16 protein-coding genes are annotated in these 19,651 nt (G+C 67.6%); 5 read left to right on the top strand and 11 right to left on the bottom strand.

What is annotated here, in order from left to right:
- The first annotated feature begins 18 nt into the window (after window positions 1-18).
- A complete protein-coding gene (locus ACEUEL_RS02055; protein WP_405701647.1) occupies window positions 19-531 on the top strand; it encodes a thioesterase family protein in 513 nt (170 codons plus the stop codon).
- Window positions 532-673: 142 nt separating this feature from the next.
- Window positions 674-877 (top strand): hypothetical protein, encoded by a 204-nt coding sequence (locus tag ACEUEL_RS02050; RefSeq protein WP_405701644.1) that lies wholly within the window; start codon window positions 674-676, stop codon window positions 875-877.
- Window positions 878-931: 54 nt separating this feature from the next.
- Here the strand turns inward: ACEUEL_RS02050 and ACEUEL_RS02045 are convergent, their stop codons facing one another.
- From ACEUEL_RS02045 to ACEUEL_RS02035, 3 genes are all read right to left on the bottom strand, one after another.
- Window positions 932-1,855 (bottom strand): 50S ribosomal protein L11 methyltransferase, encoded by a 924-nt coding sequence (locus ACEUEL_RS02045; protein WP_405701643.1) that lies wholly within the window; start codon window positions 1,853-1,855, stop codon window positions 932-934.
- An 82-nt stretch (window positions 1,856-1,937) separates the two neighbouring features.
- Window positions 1,938-4,262, bottom strand: a complete 2,325-nt coding sequence (locus tag ACEUEL_RS02040; RefSeq protein WP_405701640.1) for an ATP-dependent helicase — start codon at window positions 4,260-4,262, stop codon at window positions 1,938-1,940.
- 200 nt (window positions 4,263-4,462) lie between these two features.
- Window positions 4,463-5,245 (bottom strand): ABC transporter substrate-binding protein, encoded by a 783-nt coding sequence (locus ACEUEL_RS02035; protein ID WP_405701639.1) that lies wholly within the window; start codon window positions 5,243-5,245, stop codon window positions 4,463-4,465.
- Window positions 5,246-5,418: 173 nt separating this feature from the next.
- On the opposite strand from ACEUEL_RS02035, the gene ACEUEL_RS02030 reads away from it, so the two are divergent.
- The 3 genes from ACEUEL_RS02030 (at window position 5,419) to ACEUEL_RS02020 (ending at window position 8,240) form a co-directional block, all read left to right on the top strand.
- Complete coding sequence (locus ACEUEL_RS02030; protein ID WP_405701637.1) at window positions 5,419-6,048, top strand: LysE family translocator; 630 nt, start codon at window positions 5,419-5,421, stop codon at window positions 6,046-6,048.
- Between the two features lie 105 nt (window positions 6,049-6,153).
- Window positions 6,154-7,992, top strand: a complete 1,839-nt coding sequence (locus ACEUEL_RS02025) for an aminopeptidase P family protein (protein ID WP_405701635.1) — start codon at window positions 6,154-6,156, stop codon at window positions 7,990-7,992.
- 95 nt (window positions 7,993-8,087) lie between these two features.
- A complete protein-coding gene (locus ACEUEL_RS02020) occupies window positions 8,088-8,240 on the top strand; it encodes a DUF3309 family protein (protein ID WP_405701633.1) in 153 nt (50 codons plus the stop codon).
- 33 nt (window positions 8,241-8,273) lie between these two features.
- Here ACEUEL_RS02020 and ligA read toward each other — a convergent pair whose 3' ends face one another.
- The 8 genes from ligA to ACEUEL_RS01980 all read right to left on the bottom strand — a co-directional run bounded on the left by ligA (window position 8,274) and on the right by ACEUEL_RS01980 (window position 19,630).
- Complete coding sequence (gene ligA / locus ACEUEL_RS02015) at window positions 8,274-10,436, bottom strand: NAD-dependent DNA ligase LigA (RefSeq protein WP_405701631.1); 2,163 nt, start codon at window positions 10,434-10,436, stop codon at window positions 8,274-8,276.
- Between the two features lie 9 nt (window positions 10,437-10,445).
- On the bottom strand, window positions 10,446-12,125 hold the full coding sequence (gene recN / locus ACEUEL_RS02010) for a DNA repair protein RecN (protein WP_405701629.1): 1,680 nt from the start codon (window positions 12,123-12,125) through the stop codon (window positions 10,446-10,448).
- A gap of 53 nt (window positions 12,126-12,178) precedes the next feature.
- Window positions 12,179-13,045 carry an outer membrane protein assembly factor BamD gene (locus ACEUEL_RS02005; RefSeq protein WP_405706525.1) on the bottom strand — a complete coding sequence of 289 codons (867 nt, stop codon included), beginning with the start codon at window positions 13,043-13,045 and terminating at the stop codon, window positions 12,179-12,181.
- A 263-nt stretch (window positions 13,046-13,308) separates the two neighbouring features.
- Window positions 13,309-14,250, bottom strand: a complete 942-nt coding sequence (gene lpxC / locus ACEUEL_RS02000) for a UDP-3-O-acyl-N-acetylglucosamine deacetylase (RefSeq protein WP_405706523.1) — start codon at window positions 14,248-14,250, stop codon at window positions 13,309-13,311.
- 318 nt (window positions 14,251-14,568) lie between these two features.
- Window positions 14,569-16,335, bottom strand: a complete 1,767-nt coding sequence (ftsZ, locus tag ACEUEL_RS01995; protein ID WP_405701626.1) for a cell division protein FtsZ — start codon at window positions 16,333-16,335, stop codon at window positions 14,569-14,571.
- Window positions 16,336-16,425: 90 nt separating this feature from the next.
- The gene (gene ftsA, locus ACEUEL_RS01990; protein WP_405706520.1) at window positions 16,426-17,715 is read right to left on the bottom strand and encodes a cell division protein FtsA; all 1,290 of its coding nucleotides are present in this window, start codon (window positions 17,713-17,715) and stop codon (window positions 16,426-16,428) included.
- A gap of 32 nt (window positions 17,716-17,747) precedes the next feature.
- A complete protein-coding gene (locus tag ACEUEL_RS01985; RefSeq protein ID WP_405701624.1) occupies window positions 17,748-18,596 on the bottom strand; it encodes a cell division protein FtsQ/DivIB in 849 nt (282 codons plus the stop codon).
- 113 nt (window positions 18,597-18,709) lie between these two features.
- The gene (locus ACEUEL_RS01980) at window positions 18,710-19,630 is read right to left on the bottom strand and encodes a D-alanine--D-alanine ligase (RefSeq protein ID WP_405701622.1); all 921 of its coding nucleotides are present in this window, start codon (window positions 19,628-19,630) and stop codon (window positions 18,710-18,712) included.
- Window positions 19,631-19,651 lie beyond the last annotated feature (21 nt).

The raw sequence follows: 19,651 nt of genomic DNA, 5'->3' as shown, positions 1-19,651 counted from the left end.
CATACAGGGATCGGCGTCATGCTCGGCGGGATCGATTTCGAACCCGTGTTTTTCGCTCCGTTCGTCTCCTCCGTCATGATGGTGGAGCCGGATTGGGTCGACTATAATGGCCATCTCAACACGGCCTATTACTCGCTGCTGTTCGATCGCGCCGTCGACGAGGCCGTGTTCCTGGTCGGTCTCGGCCCCCATTACGTCAAGTATCGCAGCGCCTCGTTCTTTACCGCCGAGTCCCACCTGCGCTTCCTGCGCGAATTGCGCGGCGGCCAGGAGGTGCGGGTGACCTTGCGGCTCATCGATTACGATGAGAAGCGGATGCATATCTTCCAGGAACTCCACCATGCCCGCGAGGGCTGGACGGCGGCAACCTGCGAGCAGATCGCCCTGCATGTCGACATCGGATCACGTCGCGTCACGTCGTTTCCGGACGACATCCTCGAGCGGCTGGCGCTTATGAAGGCGGCACATGGTGCCCTGCCCGATCCCGACGGGCTGGGCCGGCGGATCCGCATGCCGGTGCATCTGGCCTGACCCCGCTGCGCATGCGATCTACGCAGGACTGACATTCCCCTTGCGGCAGTTTCGCCGCAGGGCCGACGGCGTATGCTGCGCAGCAAGTCGTCGGAGGAACCCAAGAAGGTAACCACTCTGTGCCAACAGAAGGAGTTGCCTCATGGCCGTTGCAACCTTTACCGCCGGACAGACGGAACATACTGCGCGTGACACCCGGACTGCGCCCCGCGCCGCCGGTTCGTTCTGGTCTCGTCTTTTCGACCGGATAACGGAAGCGCGCATGCAGCAGGTGCGCCACATGCTGATCCAGCAGGGTTACGGCGCCGTGCTGTCGCCGCCTGCCGGTCGCGAAGCGGCGAAGTAACCCCGGCCCGGCCCGCTCGGGCGATCGACCGGCGATCGGCGTCCCTCGCGGGCGTCACGCCGGCCGGTGCCCGCTCGCCGCCAGCTCCAACGTCACCCAGCCTTCGATCGTGCGACGACGTACCAGGTGGAGCCCCTGCGCACGGTAGGCCGCAAGCGCCGCATTGGCGTGCGAGGGCAGCAGCCCGGACAGCACCACCGTTCCGCCCGGCGCCAGCAGCCGACGCAGCGGCCGTGCGATGCCCTTGAGCGGCGCCAGCAATATGTTCGCCAGGATCAGATCGTAGGGTCCGCGGGCCTTGAAGTCGCGCGCGCCCAGTCCCGGCGCGTGCAGGAACGTGATCTCGGTGCCGGCGCGATTGGCCCGCGCATTGGCGGCAGCGGTGCGAACGGCGACATTGTCGATATCGCTGGCCAGCACCGCCTCGTGGAACAGGCGGGCGGCGGCGATCGCCAGCACGCCCGTGCCGGTGCCGACATCGAGCACACGGCGCGGCCGGCGGCGCTTGCCATAGGACACGATCGCCCCGAGGCACCCCTTGGTGGTGCCATGATGTCCGGTGCCAAAGGCGAGCGCCGCCTCGATCTCGATGCCAATGCGGCTGCCTTCACCCAGCCGGTGGCGATCATGCGAGCCGTGGACGAAGAAGCGCCCGATCGCGACCGGCGCCAGCCCCTCAAGCGAGGCCGCCACCCAGTCCTTGCGGTCGAGCGTCGCGAACACCGCCGCCGCCGCCGCTTCGGGCGACACCAGGGCGACCAGTTCGCGGACGGCGTCCTCGTCCGGCGCCTCGCCGAAATAGATCTCGACCGCCCAACCCGATCCTTCCGCGCTGTCCTCGACCTCGAAGGCCGAAGTCGCCACCTCGGCGGGGTCAAAGCTCTCGCCCAGGAATTCCGCAATGGCGCGCGCCTCGCGCTCGGGCGCGTCCACGCGCATCACATGCGACGCCCCGTTGGGCGGCAGACCTTCAAGCATGGCGAACCTCGATGGAACGGCGGGCGCCGCTGTAGTGCCAGAGGCGTTCACCGAGCGCCAGTGGCGAGCGGCATGGCCAGCCTCATGCCGCCGACACGAAATTCTCCAGCACGTGCTTCTCGCCGGCCTTGTCGAACTGGATGAGCAGCTTGTTGCCCTCCACCGCCATCACCTCGCCATAGCCGAACTTCTGGTGGAAGACGCGGGCACCGATGGTGAAACCGGCAACGGGCCCGGTCGATCGGGCGATGAGTTGTCCCTCGATCACCGTGCCCCCGCGCCCCGGCGTCGGCGAATAGCGCCCGGCGGGCTCGGCAAGGCCGCCCATGCGGCCGGCCGCCGCGTTCTGAGCCCGCTGCCAGCCGGGCGTCGAATAGCTCGATCCGAAGGCACCGCCCTGGTCGAACCGGCTTGGGCCATAGCCATAGCGGCCCGCCTGGCCGCCGCCCCAGCCCTGGCCGCCCTTCGATTCGGTAACCTCGACATGCGCGTCCGGCAGTTCATCGAGGAAACGGCTCGGCACGCTGGATTGCCACGAGCCATGGATACGCCGGTTGGAGGCGAAGAAGACCTTGGCCCGGTGGCGCGCGCGCGTCAGCCCGACATAGGCCAGCCGGCGCTCCTCCTCCAGCCCCGCGCGCCCCTGCTCGTCCAGCGCACGCTGGTGAGGGAAAAGGCCTTCCTCCCAGCCCGGCAGGAACACCGTGTTGAACTCCAGCCCCTTGGCGGAATGCAGCGTCATGATGTTGACGGCATCCATCCCCCCCTCCCGCTCGGCGTCCATTACCAGCGAGATATGCTCGAGGAAGCCGACGAGATTCTCGAAGCTCTCCATGGAGCGGACGAGTTCCTTGAGGTTGTCCAGTCGGCCCGCGGCATCGGCAGAGCGGTCCTTCTGCCACATGTCGGTATAGCCGCTCTCCTCGAGCACGATCTCGGTGAGCTCGGTATGGGGCAGCCGCTCCATCTGTTCGCGCCAGCGATCAAAGCTCGCGACGAGATCACGCAGCGCCATCCGCACCTTAGGCTTGAGATCGGAACCCGCCACGAGCTGGCGTGCGGCTTCCAGGAGCGGCACGCCGGCCGCGCGCGCCTGATCGTGCACCTGGCGCAGCGCCGCGTCGCCAAGACCGCGCTTGGGAACGTTGACGATCCGCTCGAAGGCCAGGTCGTCCATGGGCGAGACGATGACGCGCAGATAGGCCAGCGCATCGCGGATCTCGGCCCGCTCATAGAAGCGTGGGCCGCCGATGACGCGGTAATTGAGGCCGAGCGTGACGAAGCGGTCCTCGAATTCCCGCATCTGGAACGAGGCCCGCACCAGGATCGCGACATCGGACAAGCCGTGCCCGGCGCGCTGCAGATCCTCGATCTCCTCGCCGATGGCGCGGGCTTCCTCCTGGCTGTCCCAGGCACCGGTCACCGTCACCTTCTCACCCGCCTCGCCCTCGGAAAACAGCGTCTTGCCGAGCCGCTCCTCATTGTGGGCGATGAGATGCGAGGCGGCGGCGAGGATATGGCCGGTGGAGCGGTAGTTGCGCTCGAGCCGGATCACCTTGGCGCCGGGGAAATCGCTCTCGAAGCGCAGGATGTTGTCCACCTCGGCACCGCGCCAGCCATAGATCGACTGGTCGTCATCGCCGACGCAGCAGACGTTGTGGGAGCCCTGCGCCAGCAGGCGGAGCCACAGATACTGGGCGACGTTGGTGTCCTGATACTCGTCGACCAGAATGTAGCGGAACCGGCGGTGATACTCGGCGAGAACATCGGGATTCTCGCGCAGGAGGCGGATGCCCTCCAGCAGCAGGTCGCCGAAATCGACCGCGTTCAGCGTCTTCAGCCGCGCCTGATAGGCGGCGTAGAGCGCCTGGCCGCGGCCACTGGCGAAGGTCGCCCCCTCGCCGGCCGGCACCTGCTGGGACGTGAGGCCGCGATTCTTCCAGCCGTCTATGGTGTTGGCCAGCAGCCGCGCCGGCCAGCGCTTCTCGTCGATGCCCTCGGCCTGGAGCAACTGCTTCAGTAGCCGGATCTGGTCGTCGGTGTCGAGGATGGTGAAGCCCGAGCGCAGGCCCACGAGTTCGGCATGCCGGCGCAGCATGCGCACGCCGATGGAGTGGAACGTGCCGAGCCAAGGCATCCCCTCGACCGCCTCGCCGACGATCGAGCCGATGCGCTCTTTCATCTCGCGCGCCGCCTTGTTGGTGAAAGTCACGGCGAGGATCTGCGAGGGAAAGGCGCGGCCGAGGCTGAGGATATGAGCGATGCGGGTGGTCAGAACGCGGGTCTTGCCGGTGCCGGCGCCGGCAAGGACGAGGAGCGGCCCCTCGAGCGTCTCCACCGCCTCGCGCTGTTCCGGATTGAGGCCGGCGAGGTAGCTGCCGGCCAGCGGGCCACGACTACCCGTCATGCCCGCCGCAGCCATGGCACGCGCGGCTATTCCCCCGGGCCGTGGCGCCGGTGGTGCCGGATCAGGGGTGCGGGGCTCATCCTCGCGGGAGCGTTTCAACCGATCGGCCAAGATGCGACACTGTCCTCAGCTGTGATTCCGATGCGAACAAAATGGCATCGCCCTCCCGCTTTGGCGAGGGCGCGGCGCGCCTTCCGCCATCACGGGCGCGGCAGCGGCTTCACCGTCGCCGATGACTTGTCGGGCAGAAGGCCGAACCAGTCGCGATGGATTTGTGCCAGCGTACCGTCCTTCTTCATCTGCGTGATGGCATCATCGACCTTGTCGACGAGAGGCGAGTTCTTCCGAAGCACGCCGACGAATCGGTCGGTCGTCGGAATGCGGGTCACGATGGCGAGATCCGAACGCTTCCCGGCCTCGTGGAGGAGCAGCGGCATATCGGCGACAAATCCGTCGACGGCACCCCGCGAAAGCTGGTCCAGCCCCTCGTCCGGCCGCGAGACCTTCTGAATCACGGCGAAGCCATAGCGCAGCTTGTTCGCATCCAGCCAGACCTCGTTGCCGCTGCCGGCCTCCACCGCCACGACCTTGCGCGCCATGTCGGCCAGCCCGCGAAGACCCGATTTCTTCTGGACGACGAGGCCTCGGCTGAAATCGTAATAAGGCTGCGTGACTTCGTAGCGGCTGGCCCGCTGTTCCGTGAGGACTATGGCGTTCATCGCCATATCCACGCGCTGCTGGTCGACGGCTTCGAACAGATCGCGGTTGGTGACGCCGACGAACTCGACGCGCATTCCGAGGCGGTCACCGATCCGATTCGCGAGATCGACCTCGAAGCCGACAACCTGATTCGTCTCGTTTCGGAACTCCCAGGGCTTGGTGTCGAGAACACCGCCAACCCGAAGGATGGGGGCAGAGGCACTGTCCGCGGGAGGTGACGTCATCAGGGCGACCGTGAAATTCAACGCCGCCAGAACGACCAATGGCCGACGCTTCTGCAAGAGCCGACGTATCAAACGAGCGTCCTCATGGAGCCTACCCCGCAGCCCGGCGGATCGTTACGGCGCAACCCGCCGTATGCCGCCGCCATTGACGCCTATCGTGAACCGCCCGATGGTCCTGCATTATCCGTTTCCCGTCCAGTTGGACCTCCCCCATGACCATCGGCCTCCTCTCTATGACAGCGCTCGCCGGCGCGCTCTATGTCCTTTCACCGGGTCCGGCGTTTCTCGCGCTGTTTTCGCTCGCCGCCACCCATGGCCGCATGGCCGGAGCGCGGTTCGTAAGCGGACATCTGGTCGGTGACGTGTTCTGGGGAACACTCGCCTTCGCAGCGATCATCGGCGTCAATCAGCTCGGCCCGACACTGTTCGACATACTCGGCGTCGCCTGCGGCCTCTATCTCATCTATCTCGGCGCGAAATCAGTTCTGGCGAAGTCGGGATCGGTGGCACCGATCGGATCGAACCGGCCCCTGACCACCGGCATATTGTTCGGCCTCACCAATCCGAAGGCCTACCCCGTCTCCGTCGCCATGTTCACCGCACTGACCGCCCACTATGCGGCTTCTATGTCATGGGACGCGGCACCGAGTCTAATGGCCGCGGCCTTTGCAGGGTTCGTCGCGGCGGACATCATCCTCGTCTGGGCAGCGGGTCTTGCGCCCGTGCGGCGCTTCTTCCTGCGCCACGGCCTGGCCGTCACCCGGGTGGTCGGCGTCCTCTTCATCGCATTCGGCGCCAAGTCGCTGATCGACGCGGCACGCGCCGTTGCCGCGCGAGACTAGCGCGCCCCGCCGCGGCTCCCGGTGGCGAGCGGCTCGCGGCCTTCCTTTTGTCCTTGTCGATACCCCGTCGCCGCCACGGGGCGCCCGGTTGTGGGAGTACACGCCATGTTCGAGGCCCGTTTCCAGAACTTCGACGATGCCGCCGATCCCGCCCGCGGCGCGATCCACCTCGCCTTGCTCCGCAAGGAACTCGCCCGCCGCGATCTCGACGGCTTCGTGGTGCCCCGGGCCGATGCGCACCAGAACGAGTATGTGCCGCCGTGCGACGAACGCCTCGCCTGGCTGACGGGCTTCAGCGGGTCGGCCGGGGTCGCCGTGATCCTGACGACCGAAGCGGCCATCGTGGTCGACGGCCGCTATACGCTGCAGGCGCGTCATCAGGTTGATCCGGCCTCCTTCGCCGTGGTGCCGCTGGCCGACACGTCGGCAGAGCAGTGGATCGAAGCTCACCTGCCCGCCGGCGGCCGGCTCGGCTATGATCCCTGGCTGACCACGATGGATGGGGTGGATCGGCTCCGGCGAGCGGTGACGGCCGCCGGCGGCGTTCTCGTCGCGGTGGACGGCAACCCGATCGATGCGGTGTGGCACGATCGTCCGCCAGCCCCCGTCGCACCGATCGTCATCCGTGCGCCCGCGCTCGCCGGCGAGACGGTTGCGGACAAGCTTGCTCGGATTCAGAGCGCCCTGCGCGCCGACAAGGTCGACGCGACCATCCTGTCCGATCCGCACGGCGTCGCCTGGACCTTCAACATCCGCGGCGGCGATGTCGCCTTCACGCCGCTGCCGCTGTCATGGGCGGTGATACCCGCGGAGGGCCGTCCGACCCTCCTCATCGATGGGCGCAAGCTCTCGAACGTCGCCCGCGCCGAGTTGGCGAACCACGCTGAAATCGTCGAGCCGGTTTTCCTCGACAAGGCCATCGGCCTGCTCGCGGGCAACGGCGCGACCTTCCGGCTCGACCAGGCAACGGCTCCCGCGCATCTCGCCGCGCTCGTCGAATCGGCCGGCGGCAAGGTGAGCAAGGGGCCGAGCCCCGTCGCGCTTCTTCAGGCCACGAAGAATCCCGCTGAAGTCGCGGGAATCCGAACGGCACACCGGCGCGACGGTCTGGCTCTGGCCCGTTTCCTCGCCTGGTTCGACCGCGAGGCTCCCTCCGGCAAACTGACCGAGATCGACGCCGTCAGCGCCCTCGAGACCTTCCGGCGCGAGACCGGCGCGCTGAAGGACGTCTCCTTCCCCACCATTGCCGGGGCCGGCCCCCATGGCGCCATTGTCCACTACCGCGTGAGCCGATCAACCAACCGCAGGATTGCCACAGGTGAACTGTTTCTCATCGATTCCGGCGCGCAGTACGAGGACGGCACGACGGACGTCACCCGCACGCTTCCCGTGGGCGATGTCGGCGCGGAAGAACGGGACCGTTACACCCGTGTCCTCAAGGGGCACATGGCGATCGACCGGGCGGTCTTCCCGGCCGGCACCAGCGGGGCCCAGCTCGATCCGTTCGCCCGCCAGTTCCTCTGGGCGGCCGGGCTCGACTACGACCACGGCACCGGCCACGGCGTGGGCGCGTATCTCTCCGTCCACGAAGGCCCCGCGCGGATTTCGAAGCTCGGCACCGTGGGGCTGCTGCCCGGCATGATCCTTTCCAACGAGCCCGGCTACTACAAGACCGGCGCCTATGGCATCCGGCTGGAAAATCTCGAACTCGTGGTGGAGCGGCCAGCCCCGGCCGGGGCGGAAAAGCCGATTCTCGGCTTCAGCTCGCTTACCCTCGCACCCTTCGACCGGCGCCTGATCGAGCGGTCCCTGCTCACCGTCGAGGAGGTCGACTGGATCGATAGCTATCACGCCCGTGTCCGGCACGAACTGCTCCCGCTGCTCGACGACGACACGCAAGGCTGGCTCGCCGCCGCGACGCGTCCCTTGTCGGAAGGGCCGTAACGGCGGCACGGGATGCTGCCGGTCTTATGGAACCATCGTAGAAATGACGCGTTACCGGTGCGGATCTTGGAAACATCCGCTTCGGAGGCGCCAGCATGACAACTCTTCTGATCATCATCTTGGTTTTGATTCTCGTTGGCGCTCTGCCGAACTGGGGATACAGCCGCAACTGGGGCTACGGGCCGAGCGGGCTCGTCACGATACTTCTCGTCGTCCTGATCGTGCTGCTCTTGACGGGACGCATTTAACGGCGGGGCTTTGGTCGGCGGCTTGAATGACCGTCAGCCGCCGGCCAGGGCCAGCCACTCATCTTCCGTCAGAACGGAAACCCCCAGTTCCCGGGCCTTGGCGAGCTTGGAACCGGCATCCTCGCCGGCGACCACATAATCCGTCTTCTTGGAAACCGAACCAGAGACCTTAGCGCCGAGCCGCTCGGCCATGGCCTTGGCTTCGTCGCGCGTCATGCGCGTCAGCGCGCCGGTGAAAACCACCGTCTTTCCCGCGACCGCACCGGTCGCGACGATCGCCTCGACCGGCTCGACCGTCACTTCCGCGAGAAGCGCATCCAGCGCTTCCTCATTGTTCGGCTCGGTGAAGAAGTCGACCACAGCTTCGGCAACGATTCCGCCGATACCCTCGATCCCCACGATCTCATGCCAGGCCTCGTTTCCCTTGGGAAATTCGGTGCCGGGTGGAATGGCGGCCTGCGCCGCATCGCGCAACGGCTGGATCGCCCCGAAATGGCGCATCAACCGCTTGGCGTTGGTCTCGCCGACATGGCGGATGCCGAGCGCGTAGAGGAAGCGATTGGCCGCTATCCGGCGCCGCGCTTCGATAGCGGCGAAAAGATTGCGGGCCGACGTCTTTCCCCACCCTTCCCGGTTCTCCAGACGTGTGAGCGAGCCCTCCTCGCTGCGCTGGAGGCGGAAGATGTCAGCAGGTGCCCGCACCAAGCCCCAGTCGTAGAAGGCCTGCACCTGCTTCTCGCCCAGCCCCTCGATGTCGAACGCATCCCGCGAAACAAAATGACGGATGCGCTCGACCGCCTGGGCGGGGCAGATGAGACCGCCGGTGCAGCGACGGACCGCCTCCCCCTCCTCCCGCACCGCATGGGAGCCGCAGGCCGGGCAGACGGTTGGAAAGATGTACGGCTTCGCCTCGGACGGCCGACGCTCCACCACGACATCGACCACCTGCGGGATAACATCGCCGGCGCGCTGAACGACCACCCAGTCGCCCTCGCGGATGTCGATGCCGCCGCGGATGGGTTCGCCGCCCCCGCCGATCCCGCGAATATAGTCTTCATTGTGCAGCGAGGCGTTGGAGACCACGACGCCGCCCACCGTGACCGGCGTCAGCTTGGCGACCGGCGTCAGGGCACCTGTCCGCCCCACCTGGATGTCGATCTTCTCCAGCTTCGTCGTCGCCCGTTCGGCGGCGAACTTGTGCGCGATCGCCCAGCGCGGCGAGCGCGATACGAAGCCGAGCCGGCGCTGCAGTTCGAGGCTGTCCACCTTGTAGACCACCCCGTCGATGTCGTAGCCGAGCGTCGCCCGTTGCGCCTCGATCAGCCGGTAATGCGCGATCAGTTCCTCGGCCGAGCGGCAGCGCACGGTCAGCGGGTTCGTCGGCAACCCCCAGCACTCGAATGCCTCGATCACGCCGAACTGCGTGTCAGCCGGTAGCCCGCCTTCGCTCACCTCGCCCCAGGCATAGGCGAAGAAGCGCAGCGGCCGGCTGGCGGTGATCTTCGGGTCGAGCTGGCGCAGGCTGCCGGCCGCGGCGTTGCGGGGGTTCATGAAGAGCGGCTTGCCCGCCGCCTGCTGCCGCTCGTTCAGCGCGGCGAAATCGGCGTGGCTCATATAGACCTCGCCGCGCACCTCGATCACCTCGGGTACATCGGGAGCCGTGAGGCGCTCCGGCACGTCGTCGATGGTGCGGACATTGGCCGTAACGTCCTCACCCTCGAAGCCGTCACCGCGCGTCGCGGCGACGCTCAGCCTGCCGCGCTCGAAGCGCAGGGAGCAGGACAAGCCGTCGATCTTGGGCTCCGCTGTGAAGACGATCTCGGCGTCACTCGCGAGCCCCAGAAAGCGCCGCACCCGGCCGACGAATTCCTCGACATCCTCGGTCGCGAAGGCGTTGCCGAGTGAGAGCATCGGCACCGCATGCCGGACCTTGGCGAATTTCTCGGAGGGCGTAGCTCCGACACGGTTAGAGAGGCTGTCGCCGGTCCTGAGTTCCGTGAACGCCGCCTCGAGCGCTTCGTACCGCCGGCGCAACGCATCATACTCGGCATCAGAGACGGTCGGCGCATCGTCGCGGTAGTAGCGCTGGTCGTGCTCGGCGATCTCCGCGCCGAGACGCTCATGTTCCGCCGCCGCTTCCTCAGCCGTCAGCTTCTCGATTTCGGGTTCGCGGCGGGGTGACGGGCGGGTGGCCATGATGAACGACTATCTCCCCGATTCCGCGCTCTTCAGCAGCCGTTCCGCGGCCGCGCGCGCCTCGCTCGTCACCTCGGCGCCCGAGAGCATGCGCGCGATTTCCTCGCGGCGATGGTCCGGGGCAAGAGGCGCCACCCGGGTCGTGACCGCGTCGAGGCTCGCATTGGCCTCCTTGGCGATACGGAAATGGTTGCTGGCGCGTGCCGCCACCTGCGGGGCATGAGTGACTGCGATCACCTGCACCCGGTCGCCGAGCCGGCCCAGTCGCGCGCCGATGGCATCGGCCACAGCCCCGCCGACGCCCGTATCGATCTCGTCGAACACCAGCGTCGGGGCCGAACCGCGATCGGCCAGCACCACCTTCAGCGCCAGAAGGAAACGTGCCAGCTCGCCGCCCGAGGCCACCTTCATCATTGGCCCAGGCCGGGTGCCGGGATTGGTGCGCACCCAGAACTCCACGCGATCGAACCCGTCCGCGCCGCCGCCCGCAAGATCCGTCTCGATCTCGGTGACGAACTGCGCGCGCTCCAGCTTGAGCGGCGCGAGTTCCTCGCCGACGGCAACGTCGAGTTCTCCGGCGGCGCTCCGGCGCAGATCCGACAGCTCGATCGCCGCCTGGCGATAGGCGCTCGCCGCCTCCTCGGCACGGGCGTCGAGCCGCCTCAGCGTCGCTGCACCCTGGTCGAGGGCCTCCAGCGCCGCCGCGAACCGCCCCGCAAGCGCCGGAAGGTCATCCACCGCAACCGCATATTTTCGCGCCGCCGCCCGCAACGCAAACAGCCGCGCCTCGGTTCGCTCCAGTTCCTGCGGGTCGAAATCGGCGGCGCGCAGCGCCGCGTCGAGATGCTGATGGGCCTGGTCGAGGCAATCAAGCGCCTGATCGAGCGCCTGCACCGCCGGCCGGATGAGCGCCTCCGCCTCGCCCGCGCGACGTTCCAGCCGGCGCACCGCCGCCGCCAGCGCCGGAACCGGCGAGGCGGCGCCACCGACGGCCTCCTGCGCATCGACCAGATCGGCGGCGATCTTCTCGAACCGCATCATCTGGGCGCGCCGGTCGGCGAGCAGCGTCTCCTCCCCGGCCTCGGGCGAAAGAGTGGTCAACTCGTCCAGGGCATGGCGGGTAAAGTCCGCATCCTTCGCCGCCTGATCGAGCCGGGCACGCTCGGCCTCCGCTTCCGCCGCCGCTGAGCGGTAGGTCCGCCACAGCGCGGCGACCGCCTCCGCGCGACCAGCTAGGCCACCGAAGGCGTCGAGCAGCGAGCGATGGGTGGCGGGATCGACCAGCGCGCGGTCGTCGTGCTGGCCATGGATCTCGACCAGCCCCCGGCCCAGCGTGCGCAGCATCTGCGCGCTGACCGGCTGGTCGTTCACGAAAGCCCGCGTGCGCCCGTCGGGATGCTGGATGCGGCGCAGCACCAGCGCGCCGTCGTCCTCGATGCCCGCATCCGTGAGAGCGATCCGAGCCGGATGGTCGAGCGCAAGATCGAACTCGGCCGTCACCTGTCCGAAGCCAGCGCCCTGCCGCACCAGCGAGCCATCACCACGCCCGCCCAGCGCCAGGGTGAAGGCGTCCAGGAGGATCGACTTGCCCGCACCGGTCTCGCCGGTGAGCACCGTCAAGCCGGCCCTGAAGGCGAGATCAAGCCGTTCGATGAGGACGATGTCCCGGATCGACAAGGCCGCCAGCATCGATGAACGCTCCAGAACGAATCCGCGACGGACGGGACGCCCGGACCCTTCTATCAGCCGAGGCCGATCTTCTTGAATGCCTTGCTGATCCAGGAGCCCTGATTTTCGACGGGCTCGAGGCCCTTCGACTGAACCAGACGATAGGCGTCCTTGTACCACGAACTATCAGGATAATTGTAGCCGAGCACGGCCGCGGAAGTCTGCGCCTCGTTGACGATACCCAGCGCCATATAGGCTTCGGTAAGGCGGTAGAGCGCCTCCTCGGCATGGCGGGTCGTCTGGTACTTCGTCACCACCACCTTGAAACGATTGATCGCGCCGGTGTAGTTGCGCTGGTCGAGATAGTAGCGGCCGATCATCATCTCCTTGCCGGCCAGCTGGTCGCGCGCAACCTCGATCTTCTTCTTGGCGCTGGCGGCATATTCCGTATCAGGATACTTGCGTATCACGTCTTCCAACGCGTCGATGGCGCGCTGCGTGCGGGCCTGGTCGCGGGAGATGTCGGGGATCTGGTCGTAATAGGAGGCCGCCATCAGATACTGGGCATAGGCCGCGTCCTGCGTGCCTGGATGCAGCGAGATGTAACGGCGGGCGGCGGCGATGGTCTCGTCGTATTTGCCCTGTTCGTAGTTCACATAGGCGATCATGAGCAGCGCCTTGCGCGCCCAGTCCGAATAGGGCTGCTGGCGATCGACGTCCTCGAAGCGTTCCGCGGCGCCCGCATAGTCGTCGCGTTTCATGAGGGTCAAGCCCTCATTGTAGAGGGTCTCGGCGGGAACATCCGGGATGACCAGATTGTCCTCCTTGGCGGCACAGCCCGCCAGCCACAGCCCGGCCACCAGCAGCCCCGCCATGCGCAGCGTGCGCGGGCCAACCGCCCGGATAAGTCCACGGGCCCTCGGGCCGCCATTGCGAGTCATCGACAAGTACGCTCCCCGCACATCACACCGCACGGCCAGCGCATCGATGCCGGCCAATTGCCCCAGACAAGCGGCTAAAGACGCTTTCCGTCCGGAATAAGGCGACTGAAGCCTACGCGGCGTCGACTGGTTACATCCAACGCATATTCGCGCCCACAGCGACATATCGGCATTCGACCAGCGACCGCCTCCGAAACGAAGAAGGCTCCCGCCGCGCCATCGCGGAGAGAGCCTTTGCCTCGACGGGGGCAAGCGCCAGCGGATCAAAGCTCCGGCGCGTAGGCCGGCAGCGCAATGGCGAGACCGAGCTCGATGTTGCCGCGAACGGGGCGGCGGGCCGGAGCGCGCGCCTCGACGATCTCATAGGCGGAGCGATCCGCCAGCAGGGCGTCGACGACTGCAAAGTTGAGCTTGTGCCCGCCCCGGTACGAGCGGTAGCGCGCCATCAGCGGCATGCCGCCGAGCGCGAGATCGCCCACCGCGTCCAGCGCCTTGTGGCGCACGAATTCGTCGGCGTAGCGCAGACCATCGGCGTTCATGACGCTGTCCTGGTCCAGGCAGATCGTGTTGTCGAGCGAGGCGCCGAGCGCGTAGCCGGCCTTCCACAGGCGCTCCACGTCACCCACGAAGCCGAAGGTGCGGGCCCGCGACAGTTCGCGACGGAAGACATCCGGCGAAAGCGTCGCCGCATAACGCTGGCGACCGATCAGCGAGTGGTCGAAATCGATATCAATCTCGATGCGGAAACCCGCATCATAGGGCGAAAGCTCGCCATAGCCGTTGGCGGTCTCGACGCGCACGGTCTTCAGCACACGGAGGAAACGGCGATTGCGACCCGTCTCGACGATACCGGCGTTGTCGAGCGCGGCCACAAAAATGTCGGCGCTGCCGTCGAAGATCGGAACTTCCGGGCCATCCAGATCGACCCGGGCATTGTCGACGCCGAGGCCGGCGAAGGTGGCCAGCAGGTGCTCGACGGTCGACACCGCCGGGCCACGGTCATCGCCCAGCACCGTGGCGAGATCTCCGGCCCGCACCGAGTTGCGGGAGGCACGCACGCGCTGGCCGGAATCGGAACGGTGGAAGACGATGCCCTGGTCGGCCTTCGCCGGCGAAATGCTGAGCCGGGCAGCCTTGCCGGAGTGAACACCGATGCCCGCCAGATCGATGCGGTTGGCAATCGTGGTCTGCCTTACAGCATTCATCCCCAACCCAAAAAGAGCGAAGGCCTGCCGCATCTGCGGCTCCTTCATCTCTCCCCCAAACTTCCCCAAAACCACCACAGTCGGGACGCCCTGTTCAGCTTGTGCTGCCGAATCAATCGCGACCCGTTGTTATTGTCTGAACGATACCGACCGGATTCCCGCGTGCCAAATCACGCTTGCTTACCGTATGTTACCGTCCTGCAGCACATCGTGTCACAGACTATTTCTCAGGCTCTTCAACGGCTTGCGCCCGGAGCGATGCCCCGGGCGTGCAGTGCGGCAGGCGTCTTTGTTACGCCATGTTTCAGCGTCCCGTGATCATCCCTGGCGCCGCAGAAAGGCCGGAATGTCGAGGTGCTCCTCCTCGCTCGGGCGGCTCGCCACCGGGCGGCCATGCGCGTCCAGCGGGCGACCGGCCGGCGCGCGCTTGGCGTAGTCACCGGAAGCATCCGGACGACGCTCGGCGAGCGGGCGCGACTCGGGAGCGGCCGGCTGCGGCGCGCGGCGGACCATCGGACGCATCTCCGCCGGCGGCTCCTGCTCCTCGTCTTCCTCGCGACGGCCGAGGCCGACATTGGCGAGACGCTGCAGCAGGGTCATCCGCTTCTTCTCGGCGTGGTGCGGATGATGGGCGTGATCGGGAGCCTCGCCGCGAGCGGCGCGGATCTCGTTCTGCGCCGGCACCGGCAGTTCGTCGACGCGGGGCATGCGGGGCGCGCGGTTCACCGGGCGCTCGGCCTGCGGCGGGATGAACGGCTCGATCACCTCGTCCTCATAGCCGGCATGGGCGGTCGGCTCGGCCGGCGTCAGATACGGCGCAGGCTTCGGCGTGACCTGCCGGATGGTGACGTCGTCGATCGCGGCTGCCGGCTGGGCCTGGGCATAGCTCGGCGCGGCATAAACCGGCTCGGCGTGGTCGGAGGCGTAGACATGCTCGCCCTGCGAGGGGGTCGCGAAGGCCGGCTCGCCATAGCTCGCCTCGTCCGCCAGCGCCGAGGCGACCGAACGCAGCGCCGCATCACGGCGGGCTTCCACCGCGGCGCGGCCGGCGTTCGAGACACGACGCCCGCCGAGATCCGCGAGGTTCGACAAACCGTGCGGGATCTGCTCGGGAATCACAGCCGGATCGATGCCGGTGGCGACCACGGAGACACGGATCAGGCCGTCGAGCGTCTGGTCGAAGGTGGCGCCGAGGATGATATTGGCGTCCGGATCGACTTCCTCGCGGATACGGGTCGCCGCCTCGTCCACCTCGAACAGGGTGAGATCCTTGCCGCCGGTGATCGAGATCAGCAGGCCGCGGGCGCCGCGCATGGACACTTCATCCAGCAGCGGGTTGGCGATCGCCGCCTCGGCGGCGTGCAGGGCGCGCTTCTCGCCGGAGGCTTCGCCCGTGCCCATCATCGCCTTGCCCATCTCGCGCATCACGGCGCGGACGTCGGCGAAGTCGAGGTTGATCAGGCCTTCCTTGACCATCAGGTCGGTGATGCAGGCGACGCCCGAGTAGAGCACCTGGTCGGCCATCGCGAAGGCGTCGGCGAAGGTGGTCTTCTCGTTGGCCACCCGGAACAGGTTCTGGTTCGGGATCACGATGAGCGTGTCGACACCCTTCTGCAGCTCGCCGATGCCCATCTCGGCGATGCGCATGCGGCGCTGGCCCTCGAAGTGGAAGGGCTTGGTGACGACGCCGACGGTGAGGATGCCGAGTTCGCGGGCTGCGCGGGCGATGACGGGAGCCGCACCAGTGCCGGTGCCGCCGCCCATGCCGGCGGTGATGAACACCATGTGCGCGCCGGCCAGGTGATCCCGGATCTCGTCGAGCGCCTCTTCCGCCGCGGCGCGGCCGACTTCCGGCTGCGAGCCCGCGCCCAGCCCTTCGGTGACCGCGACGCCCATCTGGACGATGCGTTCGGCCTTGGACAGGGTCAGCGCCTGCGCGTCGGTGTTGGCGACGACGAAGTCGACGCCCGACAGGCCGGCGGTGATCATGTTGTTGACGGCGTTGCTGCCGGCGCCACCCACGCCGAAAACGGTGATGCGGGGACGCAGTTCACGAATGTCGGGCATTTGCAGATTGATGGTCATGTCTATCGTCCCTTTACGCCGGCGGGTCCCAGCCCCGTCACGATCCCTGTAGAGCCGGTTCCGCCGGCGCGGATTGGAGTGGCGATCACGTCAGAAGGCCTCCCGAAGCCAGTGCCCGACGCGCGAGAAGTAGCCGTCGGCCGGAGCATTGGGGGCGCGTCGGCGCCTCGCCTCGAAATGCTCGAAGCCCGCGACCTGCGGATAGACGAGGAGGCCCGCCGCCACCGCGAAGGTGGCCCCACGCGCCGCCTCCGGCAGACGCGATATGCCGAGCGGACGGCCGATCCGGACCTGCGGCCCGAGGATGCGGCCGACGATCTCCGGCAGACCGGTGAGTTGCGCCGCGCCGCCGGTGAGCACGATGCGCTGCCCCGCTCCGCCGGCATGGCCGGAGGCGACCAGGCGCTCACGCACGAGTTCCACCGTCTCCTCGATCCGCGGGCGGATGATCTGCAGCAGGCGCGATTTCGGAACGGCCTGCGGGAGGTCGCGCTCGTCATCGCCGATCGACGGCACGGTCAGCATTTCGCGATCGTCCGAGCCGATCGCCGTCACGCCGCCGTGCAGCGTCTTGAGCCGCTCGGCATCCGCCACGCGGGTGGAGAGGCCGCGAGCGACATCGTTGGTGATGTGCTGGCCACCCAGCGCGATGCCGTCGACATAGACGCAATGGCCGTGCGAGACGACCGAAACCGTGGTCGTGCCGGCGCCAAAGTCCACCAGCGTCACCCCGAGTTCCGCTTCGTCGTCCGCGAGCGTGGAGAGCGCTGCCGCATAGGGCGCCGCCACCATCGCCTCGACGCCGAGATGGCAGCGCTCGATGCACAGCAGCAGGTTGCGCACGGTGGCGGTGCCGGCCGTCACGACGTGAAGGTCGACGCCGAGCCGGTGGCCCAGCATGCCGCGCGGATCGCTGATGCTGGTGGCGCCGTCGAGGGCATAGCCAACGGGAAGCGCATGCAGCACCGCCCGGCCGTCGCCGACCGCGAAGGTCGAGGCGGCGTCGAGCACCCGCCGGATGTCGCCCTCGGCGACCGCCGGCTCGGGCAGCGTCACCTCGGCGGCGAAGTGCTCGGAGGAAAGCCGGCCACCGGCGATCGAGACGATCACGGAGGCGATCTGCACGCCGGCCATGCGCTCGGCCGCGTCGACGGCATGGCGGATGGCGTTCTCGGCCCGCTCCATGTCCACGACGGCGCCGGCCTTCATGCCGTGGGCGCGGGTATGGCCGATGCCGAGGATCTCGACCGAATGGCTGCGCCGGCGCAGCACGTCACCGCCGTCGCGCGGCTTCAGTTTGGCGATCAGGCAGACGATCTTGGAGGTGCCGACGTCCAGCACGCCGACCACCATGGTCCGGCGCGGCGGCAGCGGGCGCATCTTGGGGGCGATCTCGAAGGGGGCGCGGGGTCTCACGTGTTGCCCCCCTTCTTCGCCTTGGACTTCGCCTTGAGCGCGTCCTGACGGTCGTTGTAGGCCGCTTCGGAGAGCCGGACCGACACCCGATCGGACAGGCGCAGATCGATGACGGTCACATCCCGGGTCAGCAGCTGCTTGTCGCGGTCGAGCACGGCCAGCGCGGCCAGCGCGCCGTCGATATCCTGCTCGGGCAGACGGACGTCGATGCCGTTGCGCATTTTCAGCGTCCAGCGCCGGTCGGCGACACGGATCGCGGCGCGCACCTGGTCGCGGACGCCCGGCACCCGATCGAGCGCCTCGACGACCTCGACCACATGCTTCTCGGCGCCATCGCCGACCACGATCGGCAGGCGGACGAAGCGCGGATCGTCGGAATAGGGCGCGATGACCGTGCCGTCGCGGGCGATCACGTTGATCTTGCCGCCCTTCTGCCAGAGCGCGAAGCCCTCGCGCTCGACCACCAGGATGTCCAGCCGGTCGGGATAGAGCTTCTGCACCGTTGCCTGCTTGATCCAGGCGAGCTGTTCCAGCCGGGTGCGTGCGCCTTCCGCATCGAGGAAGGGCAGCGAGGAGGTCGGCTTCACGCCGGCGGTCGCGAGAATCTCGTTCGGCGAGACATGCGACTGGCCCGACAGGTTCACCACCTGGATGCGGAATCCGGCGACGTTGGCGGCGGCGTCGACGACGTCGCGGCCGGTCTCGATGACGCTCTCGACATGACCGCCGCGCTGGATGCCGTAGGCCGCGGTCGCGGCGTAGAAGGCAGCGAGCAGCCAGACGCCGCCGCCATTGGCGAGGCGCGAGGAGCAGAGGCCAACCATCAGCCGCCTGGCGCCGATCATCAGCCGATCGGTAGCCCGGGTTTCCGGCTCCACCGGCGCGGGACCGTCGGCGGATCGCCGGGCGGCTACTCGGGACACACCCAGCCGGGCGCCGACCGGACTCTGCCGGGGCGTCAGCGGTCGAGCGAAGCGTCCTCTACCATCCATTTCACAAGCTCGCCGAACGAATAGCCCGCATGGGCCGCCAGTTCGGGCACGAGCGACGTCTCGGTCATGCCGGGTTGCGTGTTGACTTCCAGACAGACGAGCCCGGTTTCATCCCCGGAACGGTCGTCGAATCGGAAATCAGCCCTGCTCACCCCCCGGCAGCCGAGCGCGCGGTGCGCCGTAAGGGAGAGCATCCGTACCTTTTGGTAAATATTAGGTAAAAGTTTAGCAGGAAGAATGTGGCGAGACCCGCCCGGGGCGTATTTTGCCTCGTAATTATAAAAGCTTACGTCGGATTCGATCTCGATCACGCCGAGCGCCTCATCGCCCATCACCGCGCAGGTGAGTTCCAGCCCCGGCACGAAACGTTCCGCCAGCAGGTTCTCGCCCAAGTCCCAGTCGGACCGCGTTAACTCCTGCGGCGGATGGGCATGCTGCTCGGTCACGATGAAGACACCGACCGAGGATCCCCCGTCATTGGGCTTCAGCACATAGGGCCGCGGCAGGGCGTGCGCGCGGGCCGCCTCGAATCGCGAAATGATTCGCCCCTCCGCGACCGGCACGCCGGCGGCGGCGAGGACGATCTTGGCCTGCGCCTTGTCCATCGCCAGCGCCGAGGCCAGCACGCCCGAATGGGTGTAGGGGATCTGCAGGATCTCCAGCACGCTCTGCATCATCCCGTCCTCGCCGGGACGCCCGTGCAGGACGTTGAATGCGACATCGGGGCGGAGCCGGGCCAGCACTTCCGCGATGTCCCGGCCGACGTCGACCCGCGTCACCCGGTAGCCAACGCTCTCCAGCGCCTTGGCGCAGGCCGCACCCGAGCGCAGCGACACCTCGCGCTCCGACGACCAGCCCCCCATCAGCACCGCGACATGCTTGCCCATGGCGCTCTCCATCACGGCATT

It is taken from the genome of Ancylobacter terrae, assembly GCF_045108345.1.
GTDB lineage: Bacteria > Pseudomonadota > Alphaproteobacteria > Rhizobiales > Xanthobacteraceae > Ancylobacter.
This window is presented reverse-complemented; position numbering and strand designations above follow the sequence as displayed.

What these genes read in the sequence shown, in the direction of transcription:
- ACEUEL_RS02055 (WP_405701647.1), top strand. Translation starts at nt 19, where the DNA reads ATGCTCGGCGGGATCGATTTCGAACCCGTGTTTTTCGCTCCGTTCGTC.
- ACEUEL_RS02050 (WP_405701644.1), top strand. Translation starts at nt 674, where the DNA reads ATGGCCGTTGCAACCTTTACCGCCGGACAGACGGAACATACTGCGCGT.
- ACEUEL_RS02045 (WP_405701643.1), bottom strand. Translation starts at nt 1,855, where the DNA reads ATGCTTGAAGGTCTGCCGCCCAACGGGGCGTCGCATGTGATGCGCGTG.
- ACEUEL_RS02040 (WP_405701640.1), bottom strand. Translation starts at nt 4,262, where the DNA reads ATGACGGGTAGTCGTGGCCCGCTGGCCGGCAGCTACCTCGCCGGCCTC.
- ACEUEL_RS02030 (WP_405701637.1), top strand. Translation starts at nt 5,419, where the DNA reads ATGACCATCGGCCTCCTCTCTATGACAGCGCTCGCCGGCGCGCTCTAT.
- ACEUEL_RS02025 (WP_405701635.1), top strand. Translation starts at nt 6,154, where the DNA reads ATGTTCGAGGCCCGTTTCCAGAACTTCGACGATGCCGCCGATCCCGCC.
- ACEUEL_RS02020 (WP_405701633.1), top strand. Translation starts at nt 8,088, where the DNA reads ATGACAACTCTTCTGATCATCATCTTGGTTTTGATTCTCGTTGGCGCT.
- ligA (WP_405701631.1), bottom strand. Translation starts at nt 10,436, where the DNA reads ATGGCCACCCGCCCGTCACCCCGCCGCGAACCCGAAATCGAGAAGCTG.
- recN (WP_405701629.1), bottom strand. Translation starts at nt 12,125, where the DNA reads ATGCTGGCGGCCTTGTCGATCCGGGACATCGTCCTCATCGAACGGCTT.
- ACEUEL_RS02005 (WP_405706525.1), bottom strand. Translation starts at nt 13,045, where the DNA reads ATGACTCGCAATGGCGGCCCGAGGGCCCGTGGACTTATCCGGGCGGTT.
- lpxC (WP_405706523.1), bottom strand. Translation starts at nt 14,250, where the DNA reads ATGAATGCTGTAAGGCAGACCACGATTGCCAACCGCATCGATCTGGCG.
- ftsZ (WP_405701626.1), bottom strand. Translation starts at nt 16,335, where the DNA reads ATGACCATCAATCTGCAAATGCCCGACATTCGTGAACTGCGTCCCCGC.
- ftsA (WP_405706520.1), bottom strand. Translation starts at nt 17,715, where the DNA reads ATGCGCCCGCTGCCGCCGCGCCGGACCATGGTGGTCGGCGTGCTGGAC.
- ACEUEL_RS01985 (WP_405701624.1), bottom strand. Translation starts at nt 18,596, where the DNA reads ATGATCGGCGCCAGGCGGCTGATGGTTGGCCTCTGCTCCTCGCGCCTC.
- ACEUEL_RS01980 (WP_405701622.1), bottom strand. Translation starts at nt 19,630, where the DNA reads ATGGGCAAGCATGTCGCGGTGCTGATGGGGGGCTGGTCGTCGGAGCGC.